This window comes from Romboutsia maritimum (assembly GCF_002251085.2).
GTDB lineage: Bacteria > Bacillota > Clostridia > Peptostreptococcales > Peptostreptococcaceae > Romboutsia_B > Romboutsia_B maritimum.
Map to the genome: position 1 here is coordinate 102,308 of NZ_NOJZ02000005.1, position 12,750 is coordinate 115,057.

General features: G+C 29.2%; 12 protein-coding genes, 1 tRNA gene and 1 riboswitch. All 13 genes read left to right on the forward strand.

Going from position 1 to position 12,750, the window contains the following annotated elements; translation table 11 throughout:
* Nucleotides 1-7 precede the first annotated feature (7 nt).
* The gene (acsB, locus tag CHF27_RS04865) at nucleotides 8-2,134 is read left to right on the forward strand and encodes an acetyl-CoA decarbonylase/synthase complex subunit alpha/beta (protein ID WP_095406675.1); all 2,127 of its coding nucleotides are present in this window, start codon (nucleotides 8-10) and stop codon (nucleotides 2,132-2,134) included.
* 24 nt (nucleotides 2,135-2,158) lie between these two features.
* Nucleotides 2,159-2,533: a glycine cleavage system protein GcvH gene (gene gcvH / locus CHF27_RS04870; RefSeq protein WP_095406674.1), complete on the forward strand. Its 375-nt coding sequence runs from the start codon at nucleotides 2,159-2,161 to the stop codon at nucleotides 2,531-2,533.
* A gap of 68 nt (nucleotides 2,534-2,601) precedes the next feature.
* Nucleotides 2,602-2,780: riboswitch (cobalamin riboswitch) on the forward strand.
* Nucleotides 2,781-3,103: 323 nt separating this feature from the next.
* Nucleotides 3,104-5,032 carry a corrinoid activation/regeneration protein AcsV gene (acsV, locus tag CHF27_RS04875; protein WP_095406673.1) on the forward strand — a complete coding sequence of 643 codons (1,929 nt, stop codon included), beginning with the start codon at nucleotides 3,104-3,106 and terminating at the stop codon, nucleotides 5,030-5,032.
* Nucleotides 5,033-5,034: 2 nt separating this feature from the next.
* Nucleotides 5,035-5,901, forward strand: coding sequence for a radical SAM protein (locus CHF27_RS04880; protein ID WP_243444947.1), 867 nt, complete (start codon nucleotides 5,035-5,037; stop codon nucleotides 5,899-5,901).
* Nucleotides 5,898-6,851 carry a radical SAM protein gene (locus tag CHF27_RS04885; protein WP_095406671.1) on the forward strand — a complete coding sequence of 318 codons (954 nt, stop codon included), beginning with the start codon at nucleotides 5,898-5,900 and terminating at the stop codon, nucleotides 6,849-6,851. The genes CHF27_RS04880 and CHF27_RS04885 overlap by 4 nt, the downstream gene beginning before the upstream one ends.
* A 168-nt stretch (nucleotides 6,852-7,019) precedes the next feature.
* On the forward strand, nucleotides 7,020-7,211 hold the full coding sequence (locus tag CHF27_RS04890; protein WP_095406670.1) for a CooT family nickel-binding protein: 192 nt from the start codon (nucleotides 7,020-7,022) through the stop codon (nucleotides 7,209-7,211).
* Between the two features lie 14 nt (nucleotides 7,212-7,225).
* Complete coding sequence (locus tag CHF27_RS04895; protein ID WP_095406669.1) at nucleotides 7,226-7,642, forward strand: DUF3842 family protein; 417 nt, start codon at nucleotides 7,226-7,228, stop codon at nucleotides 7,640-7,642.
* A 16-nt stretch (nucleotides 7,643-7,658) separates the two neighbouring features.
* Nucleotides 7,659-7,958, forward strand: a complete 300-nt coding sequence (locus tag CHF27_RS04900; protein ID WP_095406668.1) for a hypothetical protein — start codon at nucleotides 7,659-7,661, stop codon at nucleotides 7,956-7,958.
* A gap of 215 nt (nucleotides 7,959-8,173) precedes the next feature.
* Nucleotides 8,174-8,956 (forward strand): histidinol-phosphatase HisJ, encoded by a 783-nt coding sequence (gene hisJ, locus CHF27_RS04905; protein ID WP_095406667.1) that lies wholly within the window; start codon nucleotides 8,174-8,176, stop codon nucleotides 8,954-8,956.
* 134 nt (nucleotides 8,957-9,090) lie between these two features.
* Nucleotides 9,091-9,182, forward strand: a tRNA-Ser gene (locus CHF27_RS04910).
* 463 nt (nucleotides 9,183-9,645) lie between these two features.
* Complete coding sequence (locus CHF27_RS04915; protein ID WP_095406666.1) at nucleotides 9,646-10,368, forward strand: class I SAM-dependent methyltransferase; 723 nt, start codon at nucleotides 9,646-9,648, stop codon at nucleotides 10,366-10,368.
* A gap of 139 nt (nucleotides 10,369-10,507) precedes the next feature.
* The gene (locus CHF27_RS04920; RefSeq protein ID WP_243444948.1) at nucleotides 10,508-11,200 is read left to right on the forward strand and encodes a response regulator transcription factor; all 693 of its coding nucleotides are present in this window, start codon (nucleotides 10,508-10,510) and stop codon (nucleotides 11,198-11,200) included.
* The gene (locus CHF27_RS04925; protein ID WP_095406664.1) at nucleotides 11,197-12,627 is read left to right on the forward strand and encodes a sensor histidine kinase; all 1,431 of its coding nucleotides are present in this window, start codon (nucleotides 11,197-11,199) and stop codon (nucleotides 12,625-12,627) included. The genes CHF27_RS04920 and CHF27_RS04925 overlap by 4 nt, the downstream gene beginning before the upstream one ends.
* The last annotated feature ends 123 nt before the right edge of the window (nucleotides 12,628-12,750 follow it).

The window sequence follows — 12,750 nt, forward strand, 5'->3', positions numbered from 1 at the left end:
AAGTAGAATGAATTTATTTAATATAATTTTTACGGGATCAGAACAAGCTTTAGCAGCAGCTAAAGGAATGTTAAGTGAAGCTATAGAAAAAAATGGAAGAGAACATAAAGTAGCTTTTCCTGATACTGCATACTCATTACCATGTATTTATGCAGCAACAGGACAAAAAATGAATACATTAGCTGATTTAGAAGGAGCATTAGGTGTGGTTGAATCTCTAATAAATAGAACTCATTTATTAGAACATGGTTTAAATGCTGGTTTAGCTACAGCTCTTGCAGCTGAAGTTATAGAAGCTTTAAAATATTCTACAATGGAAGAACCATACACAGCACCTTGTGCAGGACACGTAGGTGACCCATTAATAAGATCACTAGGTGTACCACTAGTAACAGGAGATATACCAGGGGTTGCTGTTGTACTTGGAGAATGTCCAGATTCAGAAACAGCAGCAAAAATTATAAAAGACTACCAATCTAAAGGTTTATTAACTTGCTTAGTTGGTAAAGTTATAGATCAAGCTATAGAACAAGATGTAAAAATGGGAGCAGAACTAAGAGTTATACCTCTAGGATATGATGTAACATCTGTTATCCACGTAGTATCTATAGCAATAAGAGCTGCATTAATATTCGGAGGATTAACACCAGGAGATCTTCCAGGATTATTAGAATATACAGCTAAGAGAGTTCCTGCATTTGTTAATGCATTTGGACCATTAAGTGAATTAGTTGTATCTGCTGGTGCAGGAGCAATAGCTTTAGGATTCCCAGTTATAACTGATCAGACAGTTCTTGAAGTTCCAATGAACTTATTAACTCAAAGAGATTATGATAAAGTTGTTGCAACTTCATTAGAAGCTAGAGGAATAAAAATAAAAATAACTGAAATACCTATACCAGTAGCATTTGCAGCAGCATTTGAAGGTGAAAGAATCAGAAAAGCTGATATGTTCGCTGAATTTGGTGGAAATAAAACAGAAGCTTGGGAACTTGTAATTAAAAAAGAGTTAACTGAAGTAGAAGACCATAAAATAGAAATAATAGGACCAAATGTAGATGAAGTAGAAGCTGACGGTGTAGTAAGATTACCATTAGCTGTAGTAGTTAAAATAGCTGGTAAAGCTATGCAAGATGACTTTGAACCAGTTCTAGAAAGACGTTTCCACTATTTCATGAACTATATAGAAGGTGTAATGCACGTTGGTCAAAGAGATATGTCTTGGGTAAGAATATCTAAAGATGCTTATGAAAAAGGATTTAGATTAGAACATATAGGAGAAGTTCTATATGCTAAGATGAAAGATGAATTTGAATCTGTTGTTGATAAATGTGAAATAACTATAATAACTGATGCAAAAGAAGTATCTGCAAGAAAACATGAAGCTTTAGAAAGATATGAGGCTAGAGATAATAGATTAGCTTCATTAGTAGATGAAAGTGTTGACACATTCTATTCTTGTAACTTATGTCAATCATTTGCTCCAGCTCACGTTTGTGTAGTTACTCCTGAAAGACTTGGTCTTTGTGGAGCAGTTAGTTGGCTAGATGCTAAGGCAACTAAAGAATTAGACCCAACAGGTCCTTGTCAACCAATAGTTAAAGGTGAATGTTTAGATGATAGAACAGGGGTATGGGATTCTGTTAATGATACAGTAGGTCAAATATCTCAAGGTGCTGTTGAAAGTGTTACATTATATTCTATATTAGAAGATCCAATGACTTCTTGTGGATGCTTCGAATGTATATGTGGTATAATGCCAGAAGCAAATGGATTTGTTATAGTAAACAGAGAACATCCAGGTATCACACCAGTTGGTATGACATTTGGAGAACTTGCTTCTATGACAGGTGGTGGAGTTCAAACTCCAGGATTTATGGGACACGGAAGACACTTCATATCTTCTAAAAAATTCGCTTATGCTGAAGGTGGACCAGAAAGAATAGTATGGATGCCAAAAGAATTAAAAGAGTATGTAGCTGATAAATTAAATGCTACAGTTCAAGAAATGACAGGAATAGAAAACTTCTGTGATATGATATGTGATGAAACAATATCTACTGATTCAGAGGGAGTACTTGCCTTCTTAGAAGAAAAAGGACACCCAGCTTTAGGAATGGAAGCTGTAATGTAAAATAGTATATTAGGGGGAAAAAATATGAAAGTTATACCAAGTTTAAAATACTCTAGTAAACATACATGGGCAAAAGTTGAAGGTGAATATGCTTATGTTGGAATAACAGATTTTGCTCAAGATCAATTAGGAGAAGTGTTATTCGTTGAAATGCCAGAAGTTGAAGATACTATAACTAAAGATGAAGACTTTGGTGTAGTTGAATCTTCTAAAGTTGCATCTGATTTGATAGCTCCTGTATCTGGAGAAGTTGTAGAAATCAATGAAAAATTAGAAGATGAACCTGAATATATAAATGAAGATCCATATGATGCTTGGATAATAAAAGTAAAAATGTCTGATGCTAATGAAGTTAATGAACTAATAAGCTCTGATGACTATGAAAAAGGCTTAGAATAATTTAGATATATAAAAGTATAGTTGATTTGAGTGCACGCGAATCAACTATACTTTTTTACGTTAATAAAATTGAATATTAAATTTTAGGTTCTCTTAAAGGAGATTAATAGGGAAAAAGGTGAAAATCCTTTACAGTTCCCGCTACTGTGATATGGACGAAACCTATATTAACCACTGTGAATTTGCGGGAAGGATAGGAAGTAGGATGAAATTAAGTCAGGAGACCTGCCTAAAATTTAAAATAAATACCTCGGGAGCTAGGAATTTAAGAACAGTATAAATAGGAGCTGTCTCAAAAATAAAACTTTCGCTTGTTTTTTGAGACAGCTCTTTTTATTTTATAAATTATTTGTTTCTTAATTATCTCCCAAAATTAATTAATTTCCAACCTCTAAATTTGAGCAATGGACCTGATTATAAAGATTGTTGGCGACATGAAATGTTTTGCTGACACGTCGCTCAGGCGAAGTGAACTTTTTTATAGGATAAATTGTTTAAAAGTGTGAATTTAATTACTATGGTGGTAAGTTATGTTAAAATTATATTAAAGACTATATTGGGGGGTAGAGTATGATTAAGGTAGTTTTCAAATCTCATAATAAAGAAGCTTTTTGTAGTAAAGGGGATACTTTGCTAGATATTGCGAGAAAGGCAGATATATTTATAGATGCTCCTTGTAATGGAAATGTATCATGTGGAAAGTGTAAAGTGAAACTTTTAAAGGGGAAAGTTGATACAGAAAAAACGAGACATATAAGTGATGAAGAATGGGAACAAGGGTATATTTTAGCCTGTGCAACAAAAGTAATTGAAGATATAGAGATAGAAGTTCCTTCTAAACTTTCATCATCTATGCATGGAATGAAAATTGAAGGATCAGATAAAAAGAAAGATCAACAAATATTTGATAGAGCAAAACAAATAGCAAATGAACATGATCTTAAATTTGAGGTAAATATAAAGAAAAAATATATAGAGATAGAAGAACCAAATTTAGATGACAATATAAGTGATATTGATAGATTACAAAGATATGTTAGAAATAATTTGGGATTTGATCATATAGATTTTGGTTTAAGTCTTTTAAGAAAAATGCCAAAAATATTTAGAGAAAAGAATTTCAAAGTGACTATAACATATGTAGAAAAGAAAAATAAAATTACTATTTTAGATATAGAAAGTGGAAATACACAAGGAAGATTATATGGGGCAGCTATTGATATAGGAACAACATCTGTAGTTGTATGTATAGTAGATTTACAAACGAATGAAGTTATAGACAAGGCATCTTCAGGAAATGCTCAAATTAAATACGGAGCAGATGTAATAAATAGAATAATATATTCATCAAAAGGTAACGGACTGGAAACTTTAAATAAAGCTATAATTGAAGAAACAATAAATCAATTACTAAGTAGCTTATATGTAAAAAATAATATTCTTAAAAATAATGTAGTGTCGATTGTAGTAGCAGGAAATACAACTATGTCTAGTTTATTTTTAGGCGTATTTTCAGATTTCTTAAGACAAGAACCTTATATTCCACCATTCTTAAAATCTCCAAATCTTATGGCACAAGATTTAGGACTAAATACAAATGAAAGTGCTTATGTATATTTAGCACCGTCAGTAGCAAGTTATGTAGGAGGAGATATAACTGCAGGGGTATTATCAGCAGGAATATGGGCAACAGATGAAAATATATTATTTATAGATTTAGGAACTAATGGAGAAATAGTTTTTGGAAATAAAGATTATATGATGAGTTGTGCTTGTTCAGCAGGACCTGCATTTGAAGGTGGAGGAATAAGTTGTGGAATGAGAGCATCAGCAGGAGCTATTGAAAAAGTAAAAATAGATAAAGATACTCTGGACCCTACATTACAAATAATAGGCGAATGTGCTCCTGTTGGAATTTGTGGTTCTGGAATTATAGATTTAATTTGCCAGATGATTACAAAGGGTGTGGTTGACAGAAGAGGAAAGATGCATAGAGACTTGAAAAATAGAAGGGTAAGATTTAATGAACATGAAATAGGTGAGTATGTACTAGCATTTAAAGAAGAGTATAATTTAGAAAATGATATAGTGGTAAATGAAGTAGATATCGATAATTTTATAAGAGCTAAGGGTGCAATATATTCAGGAGCATCAACTCTTATAGAAAGCTTAGGTATGGATTTTAGTGTTATAGATAAAGTATATATTGCTGGTGGAATAGGAAATAACTTAGACATAGAAAATTCGATTATAATAGGATTGCTTCCAGATATAGATAGAGAAAAATTTGTATATATAGGAAATAGTTCTTTAGTAGGGGCATATCTTACATTAATAAGTAAGGACGCAAAATTTAAGCTTGAAGAAATAGGCAATCAAATAACATATGTTGAATTAAGCGTATATCCAACTTATATGGATGAATTTATATCTGCATGTTTCTTACCACATACAAATATAGAACAATTCCCAACAACTAAGAATTTAATAGGTGAATAATTATGAAGTTAAATGAAAAAATGAAACTTGCCTATAATATTAAAGTTGATAATTTTGGAAATACAATAGGATTTTCTTATCCAAATCAAACATTAGCTATAAGTACTACTGGAAATAGTTGTAGTTTAAATTGTGCTCATTGTAATGGTCACTATTTAAATAATATGGTACATATTAATGATTATGAAAGCAAAATAAAGAGTAAAACTATAACTAGCTTTTTAATAAGTGGAGGGTGTCAACATGAAGGCGATGTGCCTATAAATAATCATATAGAAACTATTAAAAAATTAAAAAAACAGGGATATTCTTTAAATGCACATTTAGGGCTAATGGATAAAGAGAGTATAAAATCTATATGTAAGTATATAGATATAGTATCTTTTGACATTGTATTAGATGAAGAAACTATAAAAGAAGTTTATAAAATGGATAAGAAAAAAGAAGATTATATAGAAACATATGAATTTATAAAACAACAAGTAGAAATTGCGCCTCATATATGTATAGGTCTAAAGGGTGGAAAAATAAAGGGAGAATATGAAATTATAAATTATCTAAAAAAAGATCCACCTAAAAAAATAACCTTTATAGTATTAATACCTACTAAAAATACTGAATATGAAAATGTAACTCCACCAGAATTAGAAAAAGTAGCTGATATAATTTGTGAAGCTAGAATTAATTTGCCAAAAACAGAAATTAATTTAGGATGTATGAGACCAAGAGGTATGTATAGAAGTGAATTAGACAAAATAGCCATATTATGTGGTATAAATAAAATAGTTTTGCCGTCTAGAGGTGCTAAAAATAAAGCTTTAGAAATGAATTTGAATATAGTAGAAGGTAAGGAGTGTTGTGTATTATGATTAGATTATCTGCAGGAACAGCAATAGAGCTTGGATTATTAAATAAAAAGAGTGATATACCTCCTACTACCGCATATATAATGGTTGGAAACAATTGTGATAATAAATGCGCTTTTTGCTCTCAATCAATAGAAAGTAATTCAAGAAAAGATAAATTATCTAGAGTAGTATGGCCAGAGTTTACAAAAGAAGAAATTTCATCATCTTTAAAAAAATACAACAAAAATAACATAAAGCGAATTTGTATCCAATCTATGTCAAGTAAAGAAGCTCACAAGGCATCAGAAGAGTTTATAAAATATATCAAAAAAGAAATAGATATACCCGTTTCACTATCTGCAAAAATAGAAAATAGTGATGATATAGAAAGATTTTTAGGTATAGGTGCAGATAGAATAGGAATAGCTATAGATGCAGCAAATAAAGAACTATATGAAAAAATTAAAGGAAATAATTATGAAAATAAAGTAGACTTTATTAATGAGATGGCTAAAAAATATCCTAATAAGATTAGTACTCATATAATAGTTGGATTAGGTGAAACTCATAAAGAGATATTTGATTTATATACAAATTTAAAGGAAAGCAGTGTTACAATTAGTTTATTCGCATTTACACCAGTTAAAGGAACAAGGATGGAAAATATAAATCAGCCGACTATAGAGAGTTATAGAAAAGTTCAACTTATGACATATATGATAGATAAAGGATATAAAGAAGAAAATTTTACTTTTAAAGATGGATATATAGAAGACATAAAACTAAATTCTAAAATTTTAGAAGATATACATAAGGGATATCCTTTTGAGATTACAGGTTGTAAAAATTGCAATAGACCATATTATAATGAAAGACCTAAGAGTACAATTTATAACTACTCAAGACCTTTAAATAAGGAAGAAATATGTTTATCAATAAAAGAGTTAAACATAGATATTAATCAAAATTAATTGTGGTAAAAAAAGGTAAAAATATTTGACTTTAAGTTAAATAAAGTGATATACTCAACTTATAAAAGTATAAATGAGTATAATGAAATCATGAAGGTTTCTTTGGAGTATTATGATACCTCAAGAAACCTTTTTTTGATTACAAAAATGCTTTAGGAGGGGATTTATATGTGTGAGTCAGCCGCTTTCATTTTGAAAGAAAATAAGTTAGAAAGAATTATGGATAATGTAGTGACTATAGATCCATATGATGGAAAAGTATATTTAACAGACTTACTTGGAGAAGAAAAAATAGTAGATGGAGTTATAAAGGAGATCAGATTAATTGATCATAAAATAATAATAGAAGAAAATAACTAGTAGAGGGAATACATATGATAATAGCAGTTATAGACGGAATGGGCGGAGGAATTGGTGCTCAAGTAGTGTTAGCTCTTAGAGAAGAGTTACCAACTTATATAGAGGTATATGCTTTAGGAACAAACTCTATAGCAACTAGCTCAATGATGAAAGCGCATGCTAACAAAGGAGCTACGGGGGAAAATGCAATAGTTACATCTTCAAAAAGAGCAAATGTAATAGTTGCACCAGTTTCTGTAGTAATGCCTAATTCTATGATGGGGGAAGTTACCAGTAAGATGAGTGAGGCTGTAGCTGATAGTGAAGCCTTAAAAATACTATTACCAATTATGCCTGAGAATATTGAAATAGTTGGTTTAGAAAATAAACCATTAGCATTACTTATAAAAGATACAATTAAGGTAATAAAGAAAGAATTTAATATAAAATAAATATGGGGTGAAAGTTATGCTTAGCAAAGAAACTTTAAGATACCACCATGGTCATAATCATGATCATGACTTAGAATTAGGTCATACGCATTCTCATAGCCATGGAGAAGAAGCAGAAAGTAAAGATGAAAAAACATTAAAAATACTTTTAGTTCATTGGGTAAATCATAATGAATCACATCAAGAAGGATTCAATGAATGGGTAGAAAAAGCTAGAATATTAGGTAAAGAAGAAACTGCAAGTAGCATAGAGAAAGCTATAGAGTATATGCAAAAAGCTAATGAAATGTTAGTAGAAGCGAAAAAACACATGTAGTAAATTAGATGAAGTATATTTAACTTTGTTAATTAAACAGAGTATTTATACTTCTTTTTAAATTATAAAAAAGTATTAGAAATTATTTATAAATACAAATATATAAAGGTATTTGTTGAAATGTTCAAGAATTATATAATATACTTTAGTAAAGGACTAATTAGAATTAGCTATAAAATAATAAGAAAAATTAGTTGCATAAGGGAGGAAAGTTTATGAAAGATGGTCACATTCATACTCCTTATTGCCCTCATGGAAGCAATGATAGCTTTGAAGAGTATATTGAGAGAGCAATAGAAGTAGGATTAACAGAAATTACTTTTACGGAACACTTACCACTACCAGACAACTTTGAAGACCCCTCACCAAAAAAGGATAGTGCAATGAGTATAAAAGACATAAACTGTTATATAAAAACGGTGAATAAACTTAAAGAAAAATATAAGGATAAGATAAAAATAAATTTAGGTGTAGAAGTTGATTATTTAGAAGGATATGAAAAAGAAATCAAAGAGGTTTTAAATACTTATGGACATGAATTTGATGATGCAATTTTATCTGTACACATTCTAAATGTAGGTAAACAGTATTATTGCATGGATTTTAGCAAAGATGAATTTAAAAAAATTAGTACATTGCTAGGTGGAGTGGATAATGTTTATTATAAATATTATAAAACTCTTAAAAAAGCAATTGATGCAGATTTAGGGCAGTACAAGCCAAAAAGAATTGGTCATTTAAATCTTGTAAGGAAATTTAACCAAATATATCCATATGATTATAAGAATAATATAGTATTAGAAGAAGTGGTTAAATCAATAAAAGAAAAAGGATATGAAGTTGATTACAATGTATCAGGAGCTAGATATGAGTACTGTAAAGAACCATATATAAGTGGGTATTTATTAAAATTGATACAAAAATATGATATACCTATGGTTTTAGGATCAGATTCTCATAGAGCAAAAGATATAGGGAGATATATGGTAGAAGCTTAATATAAGCTATCAATAAGACAGAAGGGCGGAACGTAAGTTTTTTGCCCTTTTATAGATTATTAAGAAAGATTAGATAAAAATAATGTATTGACTAATATAAAAAGTTATTATATAATTTAAATATAACTTAATTCGGAGAAGTACTCAAGCGGCTCAAGAGGATCCCCTGCTAAGGGATTAGGCTGGGTAAACCGGTGCGAGGGTTCGAATCCCTCCTTCTCCGCCAGTAAGACTATCATTATATGATAGTCTTTTTTTATTACTAGGAAATTATATTTAATCTGGTTTGTGGATGAAATATAATTTTTAACCTCTAAAATTGAGAAACGGATCTGATTTTAAAGGTCATTGGCGACATGAAGTGTTTCGCCAATACGTCGATTAGGCGAAGTGAATTTTTAGTTTTTAAAATAAATTTATTACATAAAATTGACTTATAAAAAGACATATGTTACGATTTAAATAAATTAAATATAGTAAATAAATTAAATCATGAAGATTTAGTACAATGAATATATTGCACTAATTTTCATGATTTTTATTTTTTGGGGAGAGAATTTAGTGGGAATATATTTAAAAGAAATAGCAACAAAGCTACGGTTCTACGCCTATCTTTCTGATTATATGTGAAAAATAAACGAAATAAAGTCTTGTAACTTAAGTATACGAGAAATTTAAAGGAGGATTACATGGACCTAATTAATAGAATAGAGAAGTATTGGACGGAAAGAAGCGATGAATTTTGCAACTTACGTATATCTGAAATAAATAGTAATAAAAGGAACCTTTGGATAGAGGTTATATCTAAAAATTTACCTCAAGATAAAAAATTAAGAATTCTGGATGTAGGTACAGGAACTGGTTTTTTAGCTATACTTATGGCATCTTTAGGACATGATGTTGTAGGAATAGATTTAACAGAGGCTATGATTAATGGTGCTAATAAAACATCACATTTATTGAATTATAATATAGATTTCAAAGTAATGGATGCTCAAAATTTAAGTTTTGAGGATAATTACTTTGATGTAGTAATTTCTAGAAACTTAACATGGACATTACCAGATGTAAAAAAAGCATATAAAGAATGGTACAGAGTACTTAAGCATAATGGAAGATTATTAAATTTTGATGGTGATTATGGTCAAGTATCATTTTCAAATCAAGTAAAAACATTGGATGCTAATCATGCACACGTAGGTATTAAAAACAGTATTCTAAAAGAGTGTGATGATATAAAAAATAATTTAGATATTAGCATGCAAGCTAGACCTAAATGGGATACTAAAATTTTGAATCAAATAGGTTTTTCAAGTTGCAAAATTGATAATACGATTAGTGAAAAAATTTACTCTACACAAGATGAATTTTGTAATCCAACTAAAATGTTTGGAATATATGCAATAAAATAATACGATTAAATTAAATTTGCTTTTTATTTAGAATAATCTATTTATAGATGGAGTATTAACTGAAATAGTCTTTAAATTTATAGATATAGACAATGAATTAGAAAATATTAAGTAATAAATGAGCTTGGGGGGACGAAATTTGGAAAATCCATTATTAATTTTAATATGCGATGATCAGGAGTCTGTACATGATACAGTCGGTGAATATTTAAAGATAGAAGGTATAAATTATGTATCTGCATATGATGGATTAGACGCATTACAAAAGGCAAAAAATATAAATCCCGATTTAATATTATTAGATTTAATGATGCCTAAAATATTTGGAGTAGATGTGTGTAAGGAGATTAGGAAAAATAGTGAAGTTCCTATAATTATGCTTACAGCAAGAGCAGAAACTGTAGATAGAATAATAGGTCTAGAAATAGGTGCAGATGATTATATTGCTAAGCCATTTTCACCACGTGAAGTAGTAGCACGTATTAAAACAGTTTTAAGACGTACTACTACTTCTGTATGTAAATCTAAGCATAAAATTAAATATGAAAATTTAGAAATAGATTTAGATAAACATGAGGTATATGTAAAAGGAGAGTATGTAAAGGTTACACCAAAAGAAATTAAAATATTTTATATGCTTGCTTCAAATCCAGGGAATATATTTAGTAGAGAGCATATATTATCTGAAGTTTGGGGATATGATTACTTTGGAGATACTAGGGTGGTAGATACTCAAATTAAAAGGCTTAGAAAGAAAATTCCGAATTATGAACTAAATTGGGATATAAAATCTATATACGGAGTAGGATATAAATTTGAGGTAGTTCAATGAAAAATGGAATTTTCAAAAGATTATTTAAGACAATAAGTATAATAACAATAGTATCTGTAATAATTACAATATTATTTTCTAGTTTTGCTGTTAAGCAGTACTTTTTAAATACTATGTTAGAAGAAACTCAAATAAAAGTTAAAAATCTTGCAAAAAATATAGGCGAAAGAGATTATAGTATAAATGGAATAATACATAAACAATCTATAACATCTTCAATTATACAATGTTATGATTCTTCAAATGATAATATGGCAAGGATATATAATTGTCCAGGAAAGATAAATCATGATATATTTTCAGAGAAGGATATCAATATAGCATTAAATCCTTATATGAGTACTGTATTGGGAGGAAATTCTATAAAAAGAATGACTAAGCTAGAGGGATTAAAAGAAGATGTTATGATAATTGGAGAACCAATAAAAAGAAACTATAAAATTATAGGTTCAGTATTTGTAATCAAATTGATAGAAGAATATGAATCATCACTTATAGGATTTTATATAGTTTTATCAGTAAGTATGGTTTTAGCTTTAGTATCAATATTAGTACCTGCACATATATTTCTAAGAAAGCTATACAAGCCTCTAAATGATGTAACAGAAGCAGCTATATTAATGTCGCAGGGGGATTTTTCAATAAGAACTAAAGAATATGAAGGAGATGAGATAGGAAAATTAGCTAAATCTTTCAATTATCTAGCATCAAAACTTGAAGAAAATGATAAGCAAGCAAAGTTGTTAGAACAAACAAGGCGAGACTATGTAGCAAATGTTTCACATGAATTAAAGACGCCAATTAGTACAATACGTGCAGTGGCAGAAACATTAAATGATGATATGCTGATAGATATTATTGATAAGAAGAAATATTATAGCATGATACTTAGAGAATCTATGAGGTTACAATTGTTAATTAAAGATATGCTAGAATTATCTAGACTTCAATCTGGAAATGTATCTCTTAAGAAATCGGTTGTAAATATAAGAGAGATATTTTTAGATACTATTGAAAAATTTGATGTTATAGCTGATGACTTAGAAATAAATTTTATAAAAAAAGTGGATATAGAAGATACGTTAAGTATATTTACTAACAGAAATAGAATAGAACAGGTTCTTGTTATTTTGCTTGATAATGCATTTAAATTTACTCCTATTGAAGGAAGTGTTACATTAGAGGTTAAGAAAAAAGAAGAGTATTTAGAAGTAATTATATCAGATACAGGAGTAGGTATTGACAAAGAAGATATAGCATTTATTTTTGATAGATTTTATAAAGTAGATAAGGCACATTCATCTAAAGGAACTGGAATCGGATTATCTATAGCATGGGAAATTATGAAGTATTTAAATGAGGATATATACGTAAAGTCAGAGTTAGGTAAGGGATCTGATTTTGCGTTTACAATACATTATAAATAAAAGAATAAATAAATCAAAAAAACTGTCTTAAAATTTAGACAGTTTTTTTGATTTATTTAAAGTGTTTTTGTAGTTAAGATGCTAATTGTACTTATTTTGACGAGAAAATGACATAATTATGTC

What these genes read in the sequence shown, in the direction of transcription:
- acsB (WP_095406675.1), top strand. Translation starts at nt 8, where the DNA reads ATGAATTTATTTAATATAATTTTTACGGGATCAGAACAAGCTTTAGCA.
- gcvH (WP_095406674.1), top strand. Translation starts at nt 2,159, where the DNA reads ATGAAAGTTATACCAAGTTTAAAATACTCTAGTAAACATACATGGGCA.
- acsV (WP_095406673.1), top strand. Translation starts at nt 3,104, where the DNA reads ATGATTAAGGTAGTTTTCAAATCTCATAATAAAGAAGCTTTTTGTAGT.
- CHF27_RS04880 (WP_243444947.1), top strand. Translation starts at nt 5,035, where the DNA reads ATGAAGTTAAATGAAAAAATGAAACTTGCCTATAATATTAAAGTTGAT.
- CHF27_RS04885 (WP_095406671.1), top strand. Translation starts at nt 5,898, where the DNA reads ATGATTAGATTATCTGCAGGAACAGCAATAGAGCTTGGATTATTAAAT.
- CHF27_RS04890 (WP_095406670.1), top strand. Translation starts at nt 7,020, where the DNA reads ATGTGTGAGTCAGCCGCTTTCATTTTGAAAGAAAATAAGTTAGAAAGA.
- CHF27_RS04895 (WP_095406669.1), top strand. Translation starts at nt 7,226, where the DNA reads ATGATAATAGCAGTTATAGACGGAATGGGCGGAGGAATTGGTGCTCAA.
- CHF27_RS04900 (WP_095406668.1), top strand. Translation starts at nt 7,659, where the DNA reads ATGCTTAGCAAAGAAACTTTAAGATACCACCATGGTCATAATCATGAT.
- hisJ (WP_095406667.1), top strand. Translation starts at nt 8,174, where the DNA reads ATGAAAGATGGTCACATTCATACTCCTTATTGCCCTCATGGAAGCAAT.
- CHF27_RS04915 (WP_095406666.1), top strand. Translation starts at nt 9,646, where the DNA reads ATGGACCTAATTAATAGAATAGAGAAGTATTGGACGGAAAGAAGCGAT.
- CHF27_RS04925 (WP_095406664.1), top strand. Translation starts at nt 11,197, where the DNA reads ATGAAAAATGGAATTTTCAAAAGATTATTTAAGACAATAAGTATAATA.